This is a genomic window from Streptomyces dryopteridis (assembly GCF_049606955.1).
Taxonomy (GTDB): domain Bacteria; phylum Actinomycetota; class Actinomycetes; order Streptomycetales; family Streptomycetaceae; genus Streptomyces.
Map to the genome: position 1 here is coordinate 1,702,424 of NZ_CP187114.1, position 20,214 is coordinate 1,722,637.

Here is a 20,214-nt window from a genome sequence, read left to right on the forward strand (position 1 = left end):
AGGACCCCACGATGACGACGACGCCCCCGCGGCCCGCCCCGCCGACCGCGCCCAGGGCCGTGCCCCTGACCGGGGCCGGGACCGGGAACGCCGGCTCCTGGCACGGCCACCACCTCTTCCTGCACACCACCGCCGAGCACGTCGACGCCTTCCTCCTCGACACGGCGGCCCCGCTGCTCGACGCCCTCGTGACCGCCGGGGAGGCCGACGGCTGGTTCTTCATCCGCTACGGCGAGGACGGCCCCCACCTGCGGATCCGCGTGCACGGCCCGGCCGGGGGCGCGGCGGCCCGGCTGCCGGCGGAACTGACGGCGGCCGCCCGGGCCCTGCCCGCCGTGCCCGGCCCCTGGCCCTCCGCGCACGGCGAGTCGCGCCTCGTGCCCTACGAGCCCGAGACGGACCGGTACGGCGGCCCGCGCGCCCTCCCGATCGCCGAGGACGTGTTCGTGGCCTCCACCCGGGCGGCCCTGGGGGCCCTGGGAGAGCTGCGCGGCCGGGGCGCGGCGGCCCGGCTGACCCTCGCGGCGGACCTGGCGCAGGCCACGGCCTGGGCCCTGGACCTCGACGAACCTGCCGCCGCGCGCTGGCTGCGCGGTCACGCGGCCGGCTGGCGGTGGGTGACGGAGGTGCCGCTGCTGCCGGGCGCCTCGGTGCACGCCCGGGTGAACGCCGTGTACGCCGCGCAACGCACCGCCCTGCGCGGGCGCGCGGCCGACCTGCGGCGGCGGTTGACGGAGGGCCGGGCGGCGCCGTGGCTGACGGAGTGGACCGAGCGGGTCCGCGAGGCCGACGCGCGCCTGCGCGCGGCGGACGGTCCGGGATCCACGCACGGGTGGGTGTGGGCCTCCCAACTCCACATGCTGCTCAACCGGCTCGGCGCCACCCCCGACGAGGAGCGGGCGGTGTGCCGACTGGCCGCCCGCACCCTGCTGGACGCCGAGGACGAGCCGCCCACCTACTTCCCGAGCCCCCGCACCGCCCCCGACCTGCGCTACCTGGAACGCAGCAAGTTCCAGATCGGCCGGGGCCAGGACAGCGCCCTGCGCCCGACGGCCCCGCTCGCCGACCGGCCCGCCAACCCGAACCCCTGGCAGCGGCCCGGCCCCGAACTGGCCCTGCCCACCGGCCCGTTGCCGGACGTCACCCTCCGCGAGGCCCTCGCGGCCCGGGTCTCCACCCGGGGTCCGCTCACCGGACCGGTCGACGCCGAGACCCTGGGCGCCCTGCTGTGGCACTCCCTCGCCGAGAGCGCCCGCACCGAACAACGCCTCCCCGACGGCACCGCCCGCACCCTCGTCCACCGCCCGCACCCCAGCGCGGGCGCCCTGTACACGGCCCGGGTGCGGCTGCTCGTGTTCGACGTGCCCGGGGTGCCCGCCGGCACCTGGGAGTGCGAACCGGGCACGCGCACCCTGCGCCGGATCGGCCCGGCCCCGGACCGGACGGCGGTACAGGCCCTGTCCACGTACTTCACCCGGCCCGAGACCGACCCCGACCGGATCGGCGTCGAGGAGGTGCCCGTGCTCCTGGGCGTGTACGCGGACCTCGGCACCCTGCGCCGCCGCTACGGGCTGCGCGCCCTGCGCCTGGCCCTGCTGGAGACCGGCCACCTCACGCAGACGCTGCTGCTGACCGCCGCCGCCCTCGACCTCGTCGGCACGCCCCTGGGCGGGTTCCACGACGACCTGGCGCACGAACTCCTCGGCCTCGACGACCTCGAACGCCCCCTCCAGTACCTGCTGCCCCTGGGTCGCCGGCCCCGGTGACGGGCTCGGGAACGCGTGTGCGACCCGGTCGGTCGACCAGGTCGTACGATGCGGTCATGGCTCACGTGACCGCGGCCGAACGCCGCCCCCAGTTGATCAACGCGGCGATCGAGCTGATGGCCCGGGAGGGCGTCGCCGTGGCGAGCACCCGCGCCATCGCGGCGGAACTGGGCGTGGCCCAGGCCACCGTGCACTACACCTTCGGCACGAAGGAGGAGCTGTACCGGGCGGTGCTGGAACGGCTCAGCGGCGAGTTGATCGCCCGGGTCGCGGGCGCGGAGCCGCCCGAGGCGGGTTTCGAGGAGACGGTCGCCGCGCTGGTGGCCGCGCTGTGGCGGACCGTGCGGGAGCAGCCGGACCGGCACCAGGTGCTGATGGAGCTGACCATGCTGGCCCTGCGCACCCCGTCCCTGCGCGCGACCCTCGACGCGCAGTACCGGGAGGTCGCGGCGACCACGGCCGCGATGCTGACGGCGGTGGCCGTGCGCACCGGCCACCGGCTCGCCACCCCGGCCGAGGAGATCGCGGCGTTCTTCACGGGGGCGTTCGACGGGCTGACCGTGCAGCGGTTGACCCTCACGGACCCGACCCTGGAGGCCGCCGGGCTGCGGGCGCTCGTCACGAGCGTCCTGGCCCTGGCGGGCGGCCGCCCGAACCTGCCGGAGGTCCGGGCGGTCCTGACCGCGACGGTCCCGGCGGGGGAGGCGCCGGACGGTGCCGTTTCGGGCGGGGACGTGTCCGACGCGGGCGTGCCGGGCGGAGGCGTGCCCGACACGGCGGGGCCGGCACGGGCCTGACCCCGAAGGGTCGGGTCCGTGCCGGTGCCGGTCGGGTCCGTGCCGGTGCCGGTCGGGTCCGTGCCGGTCCCGGTCGGGTCCGTGCCGGTCCCTGTCGGGTCCGTGCCGGCCCCGGCGGGTCCGGGACTGGTCCGGGCCGGCGCCCGCCCGGCGGTGGGTGTCTCGTTCAGCCCGCGAACGCGTCTTCCACGTAGCGGCCGGCGGCGATCAGCCCGTCCAGCCAGGCCGCCGCCTCCTCGGCCGTGGCTCCCGCGTGCCGCCGCCGCAGGGTCCGGAACGCCTCCCGCACGGCCGGTGCCATCCGCCGCCCGTCGCCGCACACGTGCACCCGACCGCCAGCCTCCAGCAGCGCGTGCACCTCCGCGCCCTCCCGCAGCACCCGGTCCTGCACGTACCGCACCCCGTCCACCGGCGCCTTCGAGTGCGCGGGCCGCAGGCTGACCGCCCCGGCGGCCTGCGCCGCCTCGAACTCCTCCCGGTGCAGGTAGTCCAGGTCCGGCGCGCCGTTGCCGAGGTAGCACAGCAGCGGGCCGCGCTCCCCGCTCGCCAGCCGGTCCAGGACCGCGCCCCGGAACGGGGCCACGCCCGTGCCCGCGCCGATCAGCACCGCCGGGACGGCCGGATCGTCGGCGAGTCGGAAGGCGTCGGCGCAGGGCAGCACCCGCGCGGCCACGGTGTCGCCGGGGCGCAGGCCCGCGAGGTGGTGGGAGCCCACGCCCCGGAACTCGCCCCGGCCCGAGCGGTGGGGGGCGGTCAGCGGGGAGACCATCAGCTCCACCTCGTGGGGCGTGGCCAGGGCGGAGGAGGAGATGGAGTAGGTGCGGGGGCGGAGCACGGGCAGCAGGTCGAGGTAGCGCTCGAAGGGCAGTTCGCAGGCCGGGAAGCGCTCCAGCAGGTCCAGGACGGAGAGCCCGGCGTCGGTGACCCGGGCACGGAACTCCGCGTCGGGCGCTTCGGCGAGCGCGGCCAGGGGGCGCCGCTCGGGCGGGCACGCGGTGTGCTCGACGAGCCGGGCGAGGTCGGCGCGGCCGGCCGGGGCCTGGAGTTCCACGCAGGTGGTGAGCAGGGCCCGCAGGGTGAGCGGCCGGTCCACGGGCAGGGCGGTGCGGGCCGGGCGGCGGGTGCGCAGGCGGACGGTGCGCTCCGGATCGAGGCCGAAGCGGTCCAGGACGCGTCGGACCAACGGTTCGGGGTTGTGCGGCAGGACGGCGAGGTGGTCGCCGGTGCGGTACGTCGTGCCGGCGGGCAGGGCGAGGCGCAGGTGGCGCTTGGAGCGGGCGCCGGGGGAGTCGACGGCGGCGAGCTCGCGGGCGGCGAGCACGGGCATGGGGAGCAGCCCGTGGTGGGCGGCGAGCCCGGCGTCGACGGAGGCGGGCGCGTCCTCCAGCACGTACCCGTCCCCGTACCCGTCCCCGTCCCGGTCCCCGTCCCCGGTCGCCTCCCCGGTCCCGGTCCCGGCCTCGGCGCCGGTGTTCGTGCCGTAGCGGTCCAGGAGGACGCGCCACAGGTCGGCGCCCCAGCGGTCCACGGTCCCGTCGAGGTCCCCGGCGGCGTCCGCGGCTCCCCGGTCGAGCAGGGGCACGGCGCCGGCGGCGCGCAGCCCGGCGTCGACGAGCGCGGGCACGCGCTGGTAGGTGGCGGCCCAGTTGCGGTCGCCGACGCCGAGGACGGCGTAGGGCAGCCCGGTCAGGTCCCCGGGGTTCAGGCCGTCGAGCCAGGAGACGAAGGCGGCGGCGTCGTCGGTGGGGCGGCCGTTGTACGAGGCGGCGACGATCACGAGGGGTCCGGCGTCCGGGTCGAGCCGACCCGCCCGGTCGTCGAGGGACGCCACGACGGGGTCGAACCCGAGGTCGGCGCCGGCGCCCGCGAGTTCGCGGGCGAGACCCGCGCAGGTGCCGAGGTTGGAGCCGTGCAGCAGGGTGAGGGCGGTGCCGGGAGCCCGGCGCCCGCCCGCGGCCGGGTCGCCGGCGGGGGCCGGGGCGGGAGAGGTCGGGGGAGTGCCGGCGGGCGCGGCGTGCTCGGCGGTGGCACGGTCGGCCGTGGTGCGGTGCGCGAGTCGCAGGCGCAGGCCCTCGGGCTTGAGGGTGAGGGTCTGTTGGACGGCCAGGCGGTACTCGGGGTCGTCGAGGAGCCGGTAGCGGTGCACGATCAGGCCGAGCAGCAGCGTGGCCTCGTGCAGCGCGAACTGCCGCCCGATGCAGGCTCGTTCGCCCATGCCGAAGGGCTTGAACAGGTGCGGGGAGCGGGTCTCCGAGCGCTCCGGGGCGAAGCGCTCGGGGTCGAACAGTTCGACGTTGTCGCCCCAGCCGGGATCGCGGTGCAGGGCGGGCGTGAGCACCATCAGGCTCTCGCCGCGTCGCACCGGGTACCCGCCGAGGGTGGTGTCGGCGATCGGCTCCAACGCGAACGCGGGGGCGGTGGGCCACAGCCGCAGGCTCTCGTCGAGCACCTGCCGCAGGTAGCCGAGCCGCCCGATGTCGCCGTACGCGGGCTCGGGCCGGTCGGTGTCCCCCCACAGCGCGTCGACCTCGGCGCGGGCCCGGGCGAGGACGGCCGGGTTGCGGGCGAGGTGGTGCAGAGCGAAGGCGAGGGCGCCGCTGGTGGTCTCGTGGCCGGCGATGAGGAAGGTCAGGACCTGGTGCCGGATGTTGAGGTCGTCGAGGGGCTCGCCGGTGGCCGGGTCGGGGGTGTGCAGCATCCGGCCCAGCAGGTCGTCGGTGCGGGTGTCGCCGGAGGCGCGGCGGCGCCGGATCACGTCGTCCACGAGGTCCGTCATCAGGTCCACGTCCGCGCGGAACCGGCGGGCCTCGCCGCGCCGCAGGAACCCGGTGCCGGGCAGCGCCTCGCCCTGCGCCTGGGTGTGGGCGAGGGCGCGGGACATGGCGGCGACGAAGGGGTGGGCGTCCTCGCGTTCGAAGGACCGGAAGTCGTGCCCGAAGCCGCACAGGCCGATGGTGTCGAAGGTGAGCCGGGTCATGTCCTCGGCGACGTCCACCGGCCGGCCGTCGGCGGCGGCCCGGTCCCAGGAGGAGAGCAGGGAACGGGCCACGTCGAGCATGGTGCCGTGGTAGCCGCGCATGGCGCTCAGCGAGAAGGCCGGCATCAGGATGTCGTGGGCCTTGCGCCAGTTGGGCTCGTCGGGGAACGCGGTGAACAGGCCGTCGCCGGCGAGGGCGCGGATCTCCACGAGGTCGGGGTGCACGTTCTTGCGGAACCGGGTCTCGTCGGCGAGCTCCGCCACGAGCTCGGGGCCGGCGACCATCACGGTCTCGTCGCCGAGGGCGCGGATCCGGTAGATCGGGCCGAGTTCGGTGAACTCCCGCATGAGGTGGCGCAGTCCGTCGACCCCGGAGGGCACGGAGAGGGCGTGCCCGAGCAGGGGCAGGGCGGGCCGCTCGGGAATCCGCGGGGCGACGACGGGGGCGGGGGTGGTGGGGGAGGCGTGGGTGGTGGGTGTCGCGGGGGCGGCAGGGGTGACGGGCGTGGCAGAGGTGGCAGAGGTGGCGGGCGGGGCGATGGTGGCGGCGGGCGTGGGCGCGTGGGTCATGGGCGTGCCTTCCGTTTCCGAACCGGCTGTCCTTCGTGGCACCCTCAGCGTACGAGTGACTTTGTCGGGTGACAAAGTCGTAGGACTGTGTCGATGGACACGTCCCCGGGACGGAACCCGCGCCGACTCCTCCGCGTCCACGCCCCGCTCTGTCCCGCCCCGCCACCCTCGGCCCAACCCTCGGCCCGGTGCCCGGGGTTGCCCGCCGGCGCGACGCCGGCGGGTGATCCCGGCCGACACGCCCGGGCCCCTCGCCCCGCCCGCCCGTCCCGCCGAGGAGGATCGGGGAACGCGGCCGACGCGGTCCGCGCCGGTGCCCCGTGCCCCGAGCCCGTGCCCCGAGCCGGTGCCCGTGCCCCGTCGAGCCGTTCCGAGGAGCCCCGTGCCCGAGCCCACACCCCCCGAGCCCGCGCCCTCGGACCCGGCGCCCACGCCTGCCGAACCCGCGCCCACGCGCACCGAACCCGCGCCCCCGCGCAACGGGCCGGCGGTGCCCGCGCGCCGGGCCCGCTCCGGGTACCTGCCGATCCTGCTCCCGTTGGGCCTGCTCGTCGTGGTGGCGGTGGTGGTCGGCTCCTGGTTCCAGATCTCCGAGCGGCAGACCATCGACACCGTGCACGCCGTGGGCTCCGAGGCCCGCGACCGGGTGGACGTGCGGGCCACCGTGCAACGCGTGGACGCCGGTGCCCGCGAGCTGGTGCTCCGGGTACGGGCCGAGCCGCGCGGCGCGCTCGGCGCGGACGGCGGGCTCGTGCCCGTCGGCGACCTGCTCCTCCAGACCTCCGCCGCGACCGCCGGGGACCTCTCCTTCAAGGGCGGCGAACGCCTGACCACCAAGGACGTGCGGGTCGCGCTGACCGGCGCGATCGGCGACTACCCCTTCGACCGGTACGAGGCCGACGTCGAGTTCGGGGCCGTGCTCGGCGGGGAGCCCGTGCCCGTGCGCCTGCTGTTCTCCAACAACGACGCCCTCTTCGCCGTCGACGCCGCCCCCGCCTCCGTGCCGGGGCAGGAGACCCTCGCCGTGGAACTGGTCCGCTCGGGCAGCGCGCTGGTGTTCGCGGTGTTCATGATGATCGTCATGTGGGCCCTGGCCGGATCCGTGCTGATCGGCACCTGGTACCTCACGACGCGCGGCGAGGGCATCGTCTGGCCGGCGCTGTCCTGGATGGCCGCGACCCTCTTCGCCCTCGCCGCGTTCCGCAACACCGCCCCCGGCGCGCCCCCGATCGGCTGCCTGATGGACTGGATCGCGTTCCTGTGGGCCGAGACCCTCATCGCGCTCTGCATCATCGCCGTCGTCCTCACCGGCATCCGCGGCTCCCTCCACCCCACCGAGGAACCCCGCGCCGAGGAACCCCAAGCTCCCTGAGGGGGCTCCCGATCCCCGAAGCCGCCGCCCGCTGCGCCTGCCGGGCGTGGTCCCCGCGACCGACTGACCGACCCCGCCTCCGATGAGGCGCGTACACCATCTGACCTGCGCCATTACCTCGACGGTAATCGCCCCCCGCCCCGGCGGACGGGCATGTTGCTCCCGCACGGGCGGCAACGGGCCGCATCGGGCGGGAACGAGACGGGGTACGGACATGTTCACTGGTCGGCGTGGTGCGGTGGGAATCGCGGTGGCGGCGGTGGTCGTGGGGGTGGCGACCTCTGCGGCGGCCCTGCCGGGCGGCGGGGAGGCCGCCGCCCGGGGCGACTGCCCCGAGGTGCGCGCCAAGGTCGAGCGACTGGAGGGCCGGATCACCCCGAACGCCTGCGCGTTCATGCGGCGTCAGATCGCCTTCGGCGAGCTGCCGACCGGCACCCCGCCGGCCATCGGGGACCTGAACCACCCCCGGGTGAAGACCTACCTCGACATCTTCGACGAGGACGCCACCCTCTGGGAGGCGGGCAGCGCGCCCCAGCGCGGCCACACCGTGATCGGCACCTCCATCACCGGATCCCTGCGGCTCGCACCCGGTCTGCGCTACCGGGGCACGGACGTGGTCGCCGACGGCGGTGTCATGATGTTCGGCCAGTGGAACGAGATCACGCTGAAGGGCCACAAGGTGGCCTACCCGCAGATCGCGCGCAATGTCCTGGGTGACGACGGCAAGACCCTCCAGGCCCGCCGCTACTACGACCGCTACGCCCTGTTCCGCGACACCGTCCCGGACCTGGCGCCCAAGGCCCTGTTCGACGGCGTCACGGACTCCGGCCCGGCCCCCTCCCGGGGCCGCGCGCCCGAGCGCTTGCGGGCCGCGGAGCTCCCGGACCGCCTGGCGGCATGGAACGGGGAGGACGTCGACGCCCTCCTCGCCCGGATGGGCAACGCCCGGCTGTCGGGGCCGGGATCGGACACACCGCTGCGGACGGAGGCCGGCAAGCGGGCCTACCTCCAACGGTTCTTCGACACGGCGGACGTCCGCTTCAAGACCGGCCAGGTCGCCTTCGGCGCGACCACGACCTACGTGGAGTGGCACGGCACGGTCTCCGGACCGAAGGGCAAGGACATCCCGTTCGGAATCGTGGAGCGCTTCGGCCCGGCCGGCGAGTGGGAGCTGTACTTCGACACCCTCCCGCTGATCGCCGACCGCGCGGAGATCGACACGCTCTTCCGGAAGCTGAGCAGTCCGTAACCCGCCGCCCGCCTGTGCCCCGGTGCGGGTTCAGGGGCGCCAGTAGTCGTTGGCCGCCGCGATGGTGCGGAATTCGAGGGCGACGACCTGGGCCGCCGCCATCAGGTCCTCGGGGTTGCCGGCGTACCGCGGCCGGCCGGCCTTCAGGGCGTCGAGATCGGGCTGGATGTTGTGCACGGTGTGACGGGCCAGGTCGATCGCCAGGCGACGCCCCTCTTCGGGGGTCTCCGTGATCAGGGAGCCGCCGGGGACCAGGACCATGCCGTCTTCGGGAACTCGGTTCACGCGCCGATTCTGCCGCCGGGGCCCGCCGGGCCGGCGTCGACACACCGGCCCCGACCCGGTCGGGTTTTCGCGCGGGCCGGCGTCCCACCATCGGGTGGGGTGGGCCGCGATCCGCCGAAATCGGTTGGTACGGACGGGAGTCGGGCCGTAGCTTGCTGCCGGTGACGAGCGACCCCGACGACTCCACCACCCCTTCGGGCCCCCGCCCGGATCCCGACGCGAGCCCCGCCCCCGACGCGAGCCCCGCCCCCGACGCGAGCCCTGGCCCCGGCCCCGGCCCCGGTGTGGGTTCCGAACCCGACGCGGGTCCCAGGCTGTTCTCCCGCGCGCACCTGCCGATGACCGCGAGCCTCGCCGCGATCATGTTCCTGTCCGGTTTCGCGGCCCTCGCCGTGATGCCCGTGCTGCCGTCGGCCGCGCGGGACCTCGACGGCGTGCGCCTCTACCCGCTGGTCGCGGGCGCGTTCGTGGCGGCGAGCCTGCTCGGCGGGGTGCTGGGCGGGGCGTGGGTGGACCGGGACGGGCCCCGACGTCCGCTCGTCGTCGGGATGGCCCTGACCGTCGTGACCCTGCTCGTCTCGGCTACCAGCACCACCATCTGGCAGTTGGCCCTCGGGCGGTTCACCGACGGGATCGCGGCGGGCCTGGTCGCGGTGGCCGTCAACACCGCCGTCGGACGTTCCTACCCGGAGCGCCTTCGGCCGCGCGCCCTGTCGTTCATGAGCGCGTGCTGGATCGTGCCCTCGCTGCTCGGGCCGCCGCCGGCCGGGCTGGTGGCGGCCGCCTGGTCGTGGCGGGTGGTGTTCTGGGCCGTCGCCGCGCTCGTCCTCGTCCCGGCCGTCGTCGCCGGACTGCTGCTGAGGGACCCCGTCGACCCCCCGGTTCACGCGCGAGCGCACGCCGGGCCGCCGGAGGCCGGGCCCGGGGCGACCCCGCGGCGTCCCTCCTTGGGCGTCGCCGTGACGGTGAGCGTGGCCGCCGCGCTCACCCAGTACGGGGTGTCCGCCTGGAACCTCCGGCACCTGCTGTGCACGACGATCGGCGTGACCGCGCTCCTGGCCCTCGCCCCCAGGCTGCTGCCGCCCCGCACCACCCGCGCCCACGGCGGCCTGCCCGCCACGGTGCTGCTGCGCGCGTTGATCTCGGGCACCTTCTTCACCCTGGAGTCCTTCGTCCCGCTGATGCTGAGCACGGCGCGGCCCGTGCCGGCGGTGGTCACGGGCCTGGGGTTCACGGGCGCGGCCCTGGCCTGGGCCGCCGGCTCCCTGGTGCAGGGCCGCGTGGGAGCCGGGGTGCCGCGCCACCGGCTGGTGGCCGTCGGGGCCGGTGTCATGGCGGTCGCGGTGGCGATCGCGGCGCTGTGCACCCTGCCGGTCGTGCCCCCGGCCCTGGCCGTGACCTCGATGGCGACGGCCGCCTTCGGCATGGGACTCGCCGTGCCCTCGCTCACGCTCCTCTCGCTCGCGCACAGCCCGGCCGATCGACAGGGCCACGCGAGCGGGGCGATGCAGACCGCGCAGAACCTCGGCCAGACCCTGGTCCTGGCCCTGGCCTCGGCCCTGTTCACGGCCGTCGCCACGATCCCGGGCACGACGACGGACGCGGTGACCGACGCGGTGACGGGCGTGACGACGGACGCGACGACGGGCGGGGCGACGGGCGGGTCCCCGGCGTTCGCGGCGGCGTTCGCGCTGCTGCTCCTGCCGGTCGCGGGCGCGATCCGGTGGTCTGCCCGCACCCGCCTCCCGAACCCCACCCTCCCCGACACCACCCACCCCGCCGGCCCGAAACCCGCGTAGCCCCCGCCGCCCGCGCGCTCAGAGACGGACCAGCATCTTGCCCGTGTTGTGCCCGTGCAGCATCGAGACGAATGCCTCCGTCGTGCGGTCGAAGCCGTCCATGACGGTCGTGTCCACACCGACCGCGCCCGAGCGCAGGTGCGGGACCACGAACTCCTCCAGCTCGTCCTGGAGGTCGGTGTGATTGCGCACCAACACCCCTTCCAGACGAAGGGACTTGCCCACCACGTCGAAGAGGTTGCGGGGCGCTGCCGGGGCGCCGTCGCCGTTGTACTGGGCGATGGCCCCCACCCACGCGATCCGGCCGAACTCGCGCAGCGCGTCGATCGCGGCCTCCAGGTGGTCGCCGCCCACGTTGTCCACGTACACGTCGATGCCGTCCGGGGCGGCGGCCGCGAGTTGTTCCGTGACCGGGCCGTCGTGGTAGTCGAAGGCCGCGTCGAAGCCGAGGTGTTCGGTGAGCCGGCGCACCTTCGCGGCGGAGCCCGCGCTGCCGATGATCCGGCGCGCGCCCATGAGGCGGGCCAGGTGGGCGGTGGCGGTGCCGACGCCGCCGGCCGCCGCCGACACGAACAGGTCCTCGCCGGCGCGGAACCGGGCGGTGCGGGTGAGGGCCGCGTACGCGGTGAGCCCGGTGCCGCCGAGGATGCTCAGGTACGCCTCCAACGGGATCCCGTCCCAGGCGCGCAGCCGGCGGGCACCGGCCCGGCCGGCGGTGACCAGGGCGTGGGTGCGCCAGCCCGCGCGGTGGAAGACGAGGTCGCCCTCGGCGAGCCCGGGGTCGCGGGAGGCGATCACGCGGCCCACCGAGCGGCCTTCGAGGGGGGTGTGCAGGGCGAAGCCGTCGGGGCCGCCGTCCATCAGCTCCCGGTGGTAGGGGTCCACCGACAGCAGCAGGTTCTCGACGAGGGCGGTGCCCGGGGCGGGCTCGGGGACGGGGCCCGCGACGGTGGCGAAGTCGACGGTGGTGGGGAAGCCGGTGGGGCGGGCGATCTGGTGCACGTACAGCGCGGTGTCGTTCATGGGGACGACGCTAGGCGGCGATCGGGGGCCCGGGGGAGGGGGTCGCGTTCATGCCCGGCGCGCTGCCATGAATCACGCTCATGGTAGGGATGGGGGTGACGCGAACCGGGCGTCACCCGAGGCGTGACCTGGGGCGATCGGAGATCACGGGGGGTTTCATGGCCGAGTTGGGCACACAGGAGTTGAGGGTTCTGGTGGCCGTCGCGGACAGCGGCGGGTTCTCGGCGGCGGCCGAGGTGCTGGGGGTGACGCAGTCCGCCGTCTCGCACGCGGTGCGCGGCACGGAGGGCAAGGTCGGGGTCGTGCTCTTCGAACGGGACCGGCGCGGGGCCCGACCGACCCCGGCCGGGACGCGGGCGGTGGCCCACGCCCGGCGGGCCCTGCACCTGCTCGACCTGCTGGTGACGGAGGCGCGGGCCGCCGCCCGGGGTGACGAGGAACCCGTCGGACGGCTGCGGATCGCCGCGTTCCGCAGCGCCGCCCTCCACCTGCTGCCGCCCGCGCTGGCCCGGCTGACCCGCCGTCACCCCGGCCTCGAACCCGAGGTGCGGGTGGTCCGCGAACTGGGGCCCGGCACGGCCGGGGAGGTGGCGGAGGGCCGCGCCGACCTCGGGATCGCGACCCTGGGCGGCACCACGGCACTGCCCCGGGGGCTGGTCTCCGGCCGGCTGGTGGAGGAGGCGTACGCGCTCGTGCACCCGGAGGGCCACCCCGACCCGCGCGCCCTGCCGCTCGTCGACTGGGACGAGAACTGCGGCTCCTACACGCGGGCCTGGTGGGCCCGGCAGGACTGGATCCCGCGCGCCACGGTCCGCGCCGAGGACGACGGCATGGTGCTGACCATGGTCGAACGCGGGCTCGGCATGGCCATCATGCCCGCCCTGTCGCTGGAGGGCGCCCCGCCGGCGGTGGCCGTGACCGACCTCGGCCCGCAGCGTCCCACGCGCACGGTCGGCTACGTCACCACCCCCGAACTGACCGCCTCGGGGGCGGTGCGGGCCTTGATCCGCGAACTGCGCGCGGGCCGCTGACGCCCCCGGCCCGTGCGGGCGGGCCGGGAGGCGTCGGGAGTGTCGGGGGCGTCGAGAGTGTCGGGAGGTCACCAGGACACGGGCAGGGCCAGCGGTCCCCGGATCATCGTGCGCTGCCGCCAGGGCACCTCGTCGGGGGCCACCGCCAGACGCAGGCCGGGCAACCGGTCCACGAGGGTGTCGGTGAGCAGTTCGAGCTGGAGGCGGGCCAGCACGGCGCCGGTGCAGAAGTGGGGTCCGTTGCCGAACGCCAGGTGCGGGTTGGCCGGCCGGTCGGGGTCGATGAGGTCGGGCTCGGGGAACACCACGGGGTCGCGGTTGGCCGCCAGGTAGGACACGTAGACCGGTTCGCCCGCCGCGATCCGCCGACCGGCCACCACCACCTCCTCCCGGGCGATCCGGGCCAGACCCACCGTGCTGCGGTGCGGGATCCAGCGCAGGAGCTCGTCCAGCAGGCCGGGGCGGTCCTCGGGACGCTCCCGCATCCGCGCCATCAGGTCGGGGCGGGTCAGCAGCAGCCACAGCATCTGGCCGCAGTTGTGGGTGACGGCCTCGCCCCCGATCTGCAGCGGCCCGGCCAGCCCGACGGCCTCCTCCTCGGACAGTTCACCGGCCGCGACGGCCCGCCCGAGCAGCGCGTACACGTCCTCGCCGGTGCCTTCGGCGCGCGCCCGGACCGTCTCGGTGATCCAGCCGTACAACTCCCCCTTCGCGGCCCCCGCCGCCTCCGGCCCGCCGGCCGTGGAGATGATCCGCCGGGTCCAGGAGTGCACGCGCTCCCGGTCGGCGACGGGCACCCCCATGACCTCGCTGACCACGGCCAGCGGGAACGGCTCCAGCACGTGCTCGACCAGGTCGGCGGGAGGCCCCTGGCGCAGCAGCCCGTCCACGAGCCCGTCGAGGAGCCGCTGGGCGTGGGGGCGCAGCCGGCGCATCGCGGAGACGGTGAACGCGCCCGCGAGGGGTTTGCGCAGCCGGTTGTGGTCGGGCTGGTCGGCCCAGGCCAGAGAACCGGGGCGGGGGGCGAAGTGCGGGGCGAGGCGGGTGATCTGGCGGCGGGTGACCTCGGTGCGGCCGAAGCGGTGGTCGCTGGTGATGACCCGCACGTCCTCGTGCCGGGTCGCGAGCCAGGCCCAGCCCTCGCCGTACGGGAGCCGCACCCGGGTCAACGGGGCCTCCCGCATCAGGTCGGCGAGGATCGGGTCGAAGTCCGGGCCGTGCAGGTCCGGCGGCGGCCAGTCGCGCACCGGGGGCAGCGGCTGGTGGGGGCAGTGGGCCGTGTCGTCGATCATGGCCACACTCTGGAACGACAGCCGCGCGCGGGCCCGTCGGGACGGGGCCGTTCGGCCCAATCCGGCCGACCCGTCCGGTGCGGGGTGGTGCGGTGTGGTGCGGTGTGGCGGCGTGCGGGGGGCACGGTCATGGGCCGACAAAAAGACAGCCAAGACTGTGCAGTGCGCACTGCACAGTCCGGACTGTTGATCTAGGGTGGGGACATGACCGAGTCGACCGATCCGCCGCCGGCCCGAGCTTCGGCCCGGAACGAGGCCCGGACCCAGGCCCAGGCCCCCGCCCTCGTGCCCGCCGGCGTGTCCGAGGCGGCGGCCGTCGCCGCCGGGGAGACCTGGGTGACGTTGGGCCGGCTGCGCCGCCGACTCCAGGCCCTGCACGCCCCGGACGGGGTCACGGATGGCGCCGCCGACCTGAGCGCGGCCCAGGCATCCGTGATGATCAGGCTGGTCAAACAAGGGCCCGCCACGGCCGGTGAGCTGGCCGCCGCCGAAGGGGTCCGGCCGCAGTCGGTGGCCGCGACCGTCCTCGCCCTGGAAGCGGCCGGCCTGGTGCGCCGCGACCCCGACCCCCGGGACGGCCGACGCCGGGTCGTCAGCGTCACCGAACTCGGGCACGAGACCTGGCGCGGCGAACTCCGGGCCCGCCGGGCCTGGCTCGCGCGCGCCCTCCAGGAACACGGCACCGAGGAGGAGATCCGGGCCGTGAGCACGGCCATGGCCCTCCTGGACCGCATCACCACGAGCTGAGGCGATCACCCCACCCCGGTGCCCCCCACTCCCGTTCCCCCGACCCGTATCTCCCGCCCCCGACCTCCGGACCCGATACCGCCGGAAAGCCCCTACCGCCCACCCCCCCCAGTGAAAGGCGCCCCCCCATGACCCTCACCGCCATCGACCCCACCAGCGCGCTCGTCGTCATCGACCTCCAGCACGGCATCCTGGCCATCCCCGGCAGCCCGTACCCCGGCGGCGAGGTCCTGGCCCGCAGCGTGCGGCTCGCGGACGCCTTCCGCGCCGCCGGTCGGCCCGTCGTCCTGGTCCGCGTCACCACCGCGGCCGACGGCGCCGACGCCGTCCCCGGCCGCACCGAGGCCCCCCGCCGGCAGGGCCCCCCGCCCGCCGGCTGGGACGTGCTCGCCCCCGAACTCGCCGGTCACGACGGGGACGTGCTTGTCACCAAGCGCAACTGGTCCGCGTTCTACGGCACCGACCTCGACCTGCAACTGCGCCGCCGGGGCATCACCCAGATCGTCCTCGCCGGCATCGCCACCAGCATCGGCGTGGAGTCCACGGCCCGCGCCGCCCACGAGCACGGTTACCACGTCACCCTCGCCGTGGACGCGATGACGGACATGAACGGCGACGCGCACCGCAACAGCGTCGAGCGGATCTTCCCCCGCCTCGGCGAGACCGGCACCACGGACGAGGTCCTCGCCCTCCTGTGAACCCCCGGCCCGCACGGCTCACGTGCGCGCGTCGGGCACCTCGGGCACCTTAGGCATCTCGGGCGCCTGCCGCGCGGGCCGGCCGAGATACCCCGCCACGCCCCAGGCCGGTCCCAGGAGCAGCAACCACACCACCGCGAGCGCCGACAGCCCGCCCCCGAACAGGCCGACCGCCGGCGACACCAGCAGCGCCGGCAGCAGGTGCCCGAACAGGCCCCGGCGGTCCCGCGGACCGCCCCGGGCCCGGCGCGTGACCACCGCCGCGAGGACCGCGACCGCCACGTACACGGCCAGGCTCGCGCACAGGGTCCAGCGCACGTGATCGGGCAGCGGGCCGTGCCGGTGCGCCATCGCCGCGCCCAGGCCGGCGGCCAGCGCGGTCAGGGCCCCGTTGACGACGCAGTGCGCGAGCAGCACCAGGCGCGGTGGCAGCACGCCCGCCCCGAGCGTCGGCACGCCGCCGTACCCGCGCACGAGCGACAACCGCCACAGGGCCACCAGCAGCAGGAACGCGGCGAGCCCGAACCCCCACAGGGGCCGGTCCCAGCCCTCGCCGGAGCCGGTGGTCACCAGTTGGGCCACGCCCTCGCCGAGCACGATGATCGTGAACAGGCCGAGCCGCTCGCCCAGGTGCACCGGGTCCACGTGCGCGAACGTGAGCGGCAGCCGATCCCGGGCCTCCCGCGCGTCCCGGGCCACCCGTGCGCCCGGGGCCTCCCGTGTGTCGTGGGCCCCGCGTCCGGTCCGGGGGCCGCGTCCCCCGGTCCGGGGCCCGCCCCCGCGCGGGGGCGCCGACAGGCGGGCGGTCACGCTCTCGCGGATCCGCGCCGCCGAGATCCCCAGCGTGGCCCACAGGTCGATGGCCAGGCCGGCCGCCCACAGCCAGTGCCGGGCCGGGCCGTCCACCCAGATCGACACCACCCAGGGCGTGACCCCGGCCGTGAACTGGGCCACGGGCCAGTCCACGAGCATCTCCCGGCGGCGTCGCCACACCCCGCTCGCCACGAACCGCAGCAGCACGTACGTGAGGGCGAAGGCCCGTTCGTGCTCGCCCTCGTGCACCCCGGCGACCGACGCGGCCAGCACCGCCATGCCGAGCATGCCCACGAGCAGGGTCCGTTCGCGGGCCCGGTCGCCGGCCACGTTCCCGTAGACCGTGAAGCACATCCAGACGGTCCAGAACGCCAGGTAGAGCAGGACGAACAGGCCGATGTCGGCGGCCGAGGGATCACCGTGCAGCAGGTGGGCCAACTGCGCCGTGCCGACCACGGCGATCAGGTCGAAGAACAGTTCCAGCCACGTCGCGTGCCGCTCCTCGACCGCCGTACCCGTACCCGTACCGGTATCCGGGGAGCCTTCCCCGCGCTGCGCATCCGTCACATCAGCACCCTATAGCGGGCGAACCGGGCATCGAACCGGCGCCGGACGGGGACGCGGCGCGGCCGGGACCGATCGCCCGCCGCGCGCCCCACGCGCCCCGGATCCCCAGGCGGAAGGGGTCGGCGCCCCAAGGCGCCACGCACGGCGGCGCCACACCCCACCCCGCTCCCACCGCCGCACGGTCCTTGCGCCCCGTCCCGTGCGCCTCGGCCCCCCGACCGGGTCCCGGCGCGGCGCTCCCCTCCGAGCGTCGCGCCGGGACCCGGTTCGCGCGCGGGTCTCCGTCACCGACGAAAACCCGCCGGCGAACACTGTACGCATCAGGGCACGCCGTGTGCGACAGTATCCCGTGACACCGGACGCCGGGGGTCCGGTCCGCCGGACACCCCCCGGCCGGCGCACCGCGGAGCCACCCGACCCGCTCGGGGGCGGGCCGGGCGGCTCCGCGCCCGCACGCCCGCCGGTGGCACCCAATCCGGGCTGTACTCTCGGAGCGAACACCGTGCGCACCCCAGGAGCAGCGAGATGCCGGCACCGGTCAAGCCCGTCCCCTCCGTCTGGGCGCGCCCCGCGCCCGAGCCCCGCCAGCCCGCGCTGAGCCGCGAGGTGATCGTCCGCGAGGCCATCGCGATGCTCGACGAGGCCGGGGCCGAGGCGCTCAGCATGCGCAAGCTCGGCGCCCGCCTGAACGCCGGCGCCACCTCCTTCTACCGGCACGTGGCCACCAAGCACGAGCTGATGGAACTCGCCGTGGACGAGGTGATCGGGGCCGTCCTGGTCCCCCCGGTCGACCCCCCGGACTGGCGCGCCGCCGTCACCGCCTGCGTCCGCTCGTTCCGCGAGACCGCCCTGCGGCACCCGTGGCTGTGCGCCGAACTCGGCAGGACCGCCCTGGCCTACCGGGGCCCCAACCTCTCCGCCCTCGCCGACGCGCTGGTCGAACTGTTCACCACCGCCCGCTTCCCGGTGCCGGACACGGCGATCGACGTGCTCTACTCCTACGTCGTCGGCATGAGCTCGACCGAGAGCGCGTGGCTCACCACGGTGGCCCGGTCGGGCCGCTCCGAAGGCGAGTTCATCAAGGACCTGGCCGCCGCCGAGGGTCACGAGGACCCCGGCATCCCCGACCCGGTCGCCCTGCGCGAGACGAAGTTCACCGAGGGCCTGGCGGTGGTCCTGGACGGCCTGGCCACCCGCCTCCCCCACTGACCGACCCTTCGGCGGGCGTTCCGGGATGGGGGGTGGGGGCGTACGCTCCGGGGGACGACGACCACCCGGGGGGTGTGGCCTTGGCGCCGAGCGATGAACCGACGACGAACCACCCGGCGGCCGAGCCGCCGCTGTTCGTGTACGGCAGCCTGTGCTTCGCGCCGGTGCTGCGGGTGCTGTTGGGGCGGGTTCCGCCGGCCGAGGCCGCGGCCCTGGCCGGGTGGCGGGCCGCGGCCCTGCGCGGTCGCGACTACCCGGGGCTCGTGCCCCGGGCCGGCGGCCGGACCGAGGGCCGGCTGCTGCTCGGTCTGACCGCCGGGGAACGCGCCCTTCTGGACGCCTACGAGGGCCCGCTGTACGAGGCGCGGACCGTGGTCACGGAGGCCGGGGTGGTCGCCGCCGCCTACGTGTGCGTCGATCCGTCCGCGGTCCTGGTGGGGGACTGGGACCGGGAGCGGTTCGGCCGCGAACTGCTGCCGGCCTACACGGAGGGCGTGGCCGGCTGGATGCGGGCCCGGTCCGGGGCCGCATCGAGCTCGGCCTCGACCTCGGGCGAGTCCGTGGGCCGAACCACCGGCCGGGGGCGCGCCGTGAACGAGGCGTAGAGCACGCCGCCGACCAGGCCCGAGAGGACGAAACCGCAGTCCACCCCGCCCGTGAGGGCCGTCAGCGGGCCCTCGTACACCGGGGTCGACACCGCCGTCAGCCCCACGGCCGCGCCCACCGCCCACGCGACCGTCGCGCGCGGGTTCCAGCCCCCGCGGTACCAGTACGCGCCGCCGCGCGCCCGCCGGTTGAACACCTGGAGCGCGTCGGCGTCGTAGACCCCGCGGCAGCGGACGAAACCGATCAGGGTGATCACCGCCCAGGGGGTGCCCATGGCGGTGAGCAGCAGCACGAACGAGGTCATCGCGGACTGCGCGTCCCAGCCGAAGGAGCCGAGGAACACGAAGGCGGTGGCGACGGCCGCCGCGATCACGGTGGCCCTCGTGCGGGTGGCGCGGGGCAGGAGCGCGTCGAGGTCCAGGCCCATGGAGTACAGCATCAGGCCGGCGTTGCCGACCGATCCGGCCGCCGCGACGACCAGCAGCGGCAGCAGGTACCAGAAGGGCGCGGCCGCCACGAGCGGCCCGGCGTACTCGGCGCCGGCGCGGGCGGCGAGGGCGGTGAAGGTGCCGAACAGCTGGGGGATCAGCAGGCCGATCAGCAGTCCCAGGCCCGTGGCGCGCAATACCGTGCGGGAGTCGTGGCGGCGGGGGGAGACGTAGCGGGTGTAGTCGCCGAGCAGGGTGATGAAGGCGACGGGCCCGCTCAGCCCGGCGGCGACGCAGGCCAGCAGCCACGTGGGCCAGAAGGAGCCCAGCAGGTACGCGGTGTCGGGCGGGGCGGCGGTGGTGAACTGCGGGGCGTAGGCCACGACGCCGAGCGCCAGCAGGGCCACGATCAGCAGGGACAGGGCCCGGCTCAGCCGCAGCAGGAGCCGGTAGCCGAAGACGGCGCCGACGACCGTGCACGCGGCGAGCAGCCCGTACATCGCGGCCCGGGTGGGGCCGGTGTCGGGCAGCCCGATGAGGCGGGCCAGGGCGCCGGCCATCACGTCACCCCCGATCCACAGGGTGAGCGCGGTGTAGCCGAGGGACAACAGCAACCCGACCACCGACCCCACCAGCCGCCCCCGCACGCCGAACTGCGCGCCGCTGGACGTGGACAGATTGGTCGCGGTCCGCAGCGACACCAGGGCGAGCGGTGCGGTGAACACGATCCCGACCAGCGTGCCGACCACGACGGCCGTGACGGAGGGCACGAGCCCCAGCCCGAAGGACGGGGGCAGCCAACCGAAGACGATCACGCCGAGGCAGAGGTTGGAGCCGAGCAGGATCGCGACCAGGTCCCGGGGGCCGCTGGTCCGTTCCGCTTCGGGGATGGTGTCGACACCGCGCTGTTCGATGGGCATGGGGGGACTCCCGTGGCAGGACGAGGGTGGGCGCACATCACTTTGAACGCCACTCAATGTGACCC

Annotated in this window: 15 protein-coding genes and 1 pseudogene; 10 read left to right on the forward strand and 6 right to left on the reverse strand. The window is 75.8% G+C overall.

The genetic code is table 11. The features are described from left to right. The first annotated feature begins 11 nt into the window (after window positions 1-11). Both ACN20G_RS34165 and ACN20G_RS34170 read left to right on the forward strand, forming a co-directional pair. Entirely contained in the window at window positions 12-1,766 is a 1,755-nt protein-coding gene (locus ACN20G_RS34165) for a thiopeptide-type bacteriocin biosynthesis protein (RefSeq protein ID WP_424217137.1), read from the forward strand. 56 nt (window positions 1,767-1,822) lie between these two features. After that, window positions 1,823-2,563: a TetR/AcrR family transcriptional regulator gene (locus ACN20G_RS34170; protein ID WP_424217138.1), complete on the forward strand. Its 741-nt coding sequence runs from the start codon at window positions 1,823-1,825 to the stop codon at window positions 2,561-2,563. A 166-nt stretch (window positions 2,564-2,729) separates the two neighbouring features. Here ACN20G_RS34170 and ACN20G_RS34175 read toward each other — a convergent pair whose 3' ends face one another. After that, window positions 2,730-6,110 carry a bifunctional cytochrome P450/NADPH--P450 reductase gene (locus ACN20G_RS34175; protein ID WP_424217139.1) on the reverse strand — a complete coding sequence of 1,127 codons (3,381 nt, stop codon included), beginning with the start codon at window positions 6,108-6,110 and terminating at the stop codon, window positions 2,730-2,732. A 382-nt stretch (window positions 6,111-6,492) separates the two neighbouring features. On the opposite strand from ACN20G_RS34175, the gene ACN20G_RS34180 reads away from it, so the two are divergent. After that, window positions 6,493-7,482 (forward strand): DUF4436 family protein, encoded by a 990-nt coding sequence (locus tag ACN20G_RS34180; protein WP_424217140.1) that lies wholly within the window; start codon window positions 6,493-6,495, stop codon window positions 7,480-7,482. 214 nt (window positions 7,483-7,696) lie between these two features. Beyond that, entirely contained in the window at window positions 7,697-8,731 is a 1,035-nt protein-coding gene (locus ACN20G_RS34185; protein ID WP_424217141.1) for a hypothetical protein, read from the forward strand. 30 nt (window positions 8,732-8,761) lie between these two features. Here the strand turns inward: ACN20G_RS34185 and ACN20G_RS34190 are convergent, their stop codons facing one another. Beyond that, window positions 8,762-8,992, reverse strand: a complete 231-nt coding sequence (locus ACN20G_RS34190; RefSeq protein WP_424217441.1) for a hexameric tyrosine-coordinated heme protein — start codon at window positions 8,990-8,992, stop codon at window positions 8,762-8,764. Between the two features lie 362 nt (window positions 8,993-9,354). Here ACN20G_RS34190 and ACN20G_RS34195 point away from each other — a divergent pair, with 362 nt between their 5' ends. Then, window positions 9,355-10,815 (forward strand): MFS transporter, encoded by a 1,461-nt coding sequence (locus ACN20G_RS34195; RefSeq protein ID WP_424217442.1) that lies wholly within the window; start codon window positions 9,355-9,357, stop codon window positions 10,813-10,815. A gap of 18 nt (window positions 10,816-10,833) precedes the next feature. Here the strand turns inward: ACN20G_RS34195 and ACN20G_RS34200 are convergent, their stop codons facing one another. Next, window positions 10,834-11,838 (reverse strand): NADP-dependent oxidoreductase, encoded by a 1,005-nt coding sequence (locus tag ACN20G_RS34200; RefSeq protein ID WP_424217142.1) that lies wholly within the window; start codon window positions 11,836-11,838, stop codon window positions 10,834-10,836. Window positions 11,839-11,996: 158 nt separating this feature from the next. Between ACN20G_RS34200 and ACN20G_RS34205 the strand changes: the two genes are divergently transcribed. Further along, complete coding sequence (locus ACN20G_RS34205) at window positions 11,997-12,869, forward strand: LysR family transcriptional regulator (protein ID WP_424217143.1); 873 nt, start codon at window positions 11,997-11,999, stop codon at window positions 12,867-12,869. A gap of 68 nt (window positions 12,870-12,937) precedes the next feature. On the opposite strand, the gene ACN20G_RS34210 is transcribed toward ACN20G_RS34205, so the two are convergent. Then, window positions 12,938-14,161 (reverse strand): cytochrome P450, encoded by a 1,224-nt coding sequence (locus ACN20G_RS34210; RefSeq protein WP_424217144.1) that lies wholly within the window; start codon window positions 14,159-14,161, stop codon window positions 12,938-12,940. 204 nt (window positions 14,162-14,365) lie between these two features. On the opposite strand from ACN20G_RS34210, the gene ACN20G_RS34215 reads away from it, so the two are divergent. Continuing rightward, entirely contained in the window at window positions 14,366-14,908 is a 543-nt protein-coding gene (locus ACN20G_RS34215) for a MarR family winged helix-turn-helix transcriptional regulator (RefSeq protein WP_424217145.1), read from the forward strand. 128 nt (window positions 14,909-15,036) lie between these two features. After that, window positions 15,037-15,606 carry a hydrolase gene (locus ACN20G_RS34220; RefSeq protein WP_424217146.1) on the forward strand — a complete coding sequence of 190 codons (570 nt, stop codon included), beginning with the start codon at window positions 15,037-15,039 and terminating at the stop codon, window positions 15,604-15,606. Window positions 15,607-15,624: 18 nt separating this feature from the next. On the opposite strand, the gene ACN20G_RS34225 is transcribed toward ACN20G_RS34220, so the two are convergent. After that, window positions 15,625-16,986 carry a low temperature requirement protein A gene (locus ACN20G_RS34225; protein ID WP_424217147.1) on the reverse strand — a complete coding sequence of 454 codons (1,362 nt, stop codon included), beginning with the start codon at window positions 16,984-16,986 and terminating at the stop codon, window positions 15,625-15,627. A 525-nt stretch (window positions 16,987-17,511) separates the two neighbouring features. Here ACN20G_RS34225 and ACN20G_RS34230 point away from each other — a divergent pair. Together ACN20G_RS34230 and ACN20G_RS34235 are read left to right on the forward strand one after the other, a co-directional pair. Next, on the forward strand, window positions 17,512-18,195 hold the full coding sequence (locus ACN20G_RS34230) for a TetR/AcrR family transcriptional regulator (RefSeq protein ID WP_424217148.1): 684 nt from the start codon (window positions 17,512-17,514) through the stop codon (window positions 18,193-18,195). Between the two features lie 137 nt (window positions 18,196-18,332). Further along, window positions 18,333-18,632: pseudogene (locus tag ACN20G_RS34235) on the forward strand (gamma-glutamylcyclotransferase family protein); the annotation flags it as partial. A gap of 44 nt (window positions 18,633-18,676) precedes the next feature. Here ACN20G_RS34235 and ACN20G_RS34240 read toward each other — a convergent pair. Continuing rightward, complete coding sequence (locus ACN20G_RS34240) at window positions 18,677-20,149, reverse strand: cytosine permease (protein ID WP_424217149.1); 1,473 nt, start codon at window positions 20,147-20,149, stop codon at window positions 18,677-18,679. Window positions 20,150-20,214: the final 65 nt, after the last annotated feature.

Coding starts and splice junctions, on each gene's coding strand:
- ACN20G_RS34165 (WP_424217137.1), top strand. CDS start 12: ATGACGACGACGCCCCCGCGGCCCGCCCCGCCGACCGCGCCCAGGGCC.
- ACN20G_RS34170 (WP_424217138.1), top strand. CDS start 1,823: ATGGCTCACGTGACCGCGGCCGAACGCCGCCCCCAGTTGATCAACGCG.
- ACN20G_RS34175 (WP_424217139.1), bottom strand. CDS start 6,110: ATGACCCACGCGCCCACGCCCGCCGCCACCATCGCCCCGCCCGCCACC.
- ACN20G_RS34185 (WP_424217141.1), top strand. CDS start 7,697: ATGTTCACTGGTCGGCGTGGTGCGGTGGGAATCGCGGTGGCGGCGGTG.
- ACN20G_RS34190 (WP_424217441.1), bottom strand. CDS start 8,992: ATGGTCCTGGTCCCCGGCGGCTCCCTGATCACGGAGACCCCCGAAGAG.
- ACN20G_RS34195 (WP_424217442.1), top strand. CDS start 9,355: ATGACCGCGAGCCTCGCCGCGATCATGTTCCTGTCCGGTTTCGCGGCC.
- ACN20G_RS34200 (WP_424217142.1), bottom strand. CDS start 11,838: ATGAACGACACCGCGCTGTACGTGCACCAGATCGCCCGCCCCACCGGC.
- ACN20G_RS34205 (WP_424217143.1), top strand. CDS start 11,997: ATGGCCGAGTTGGGCACACAGGAGTTGAGGGTTCTGGTGGCCGTCGCG.
- ACN20G_RS34210 (WP_424217144.1), bottom strand. CDS start 14,161: ATGATCGACGACACGGCCCACTGCCCCCACCAGCCGCTGCCCCCGGTG.
- ACN20G_RS34215 (WP_424217145.1), top strand. CDS start 14,366: ATGACCGAGTCGACCGATCCGCCGCCGGCCCGAGCTTCGGCCCGGAAC.
- ACN20G_RS34220 (WP_424217146.1), top strand. CDS start 15,037: ATGACCCTCACCGCCATCGACCCCACCAGCGCGCTCGTCGTCATCGAC.
- ACN20G_RS34230 (WP_424217148.1), top strand. CDS start 17,512: ATGCCGGCACCGGTCAAGCCCGTCCCCTCCGTCTGGGCGCGCCCCGCG.
- ACN20G_RS34240 (WP_424217149.1), bottom strand. CDS start 20,149: ATGCCCATCGAACAGCGCGGTGTCGACACCATCCCCGAAGCGGAACGG.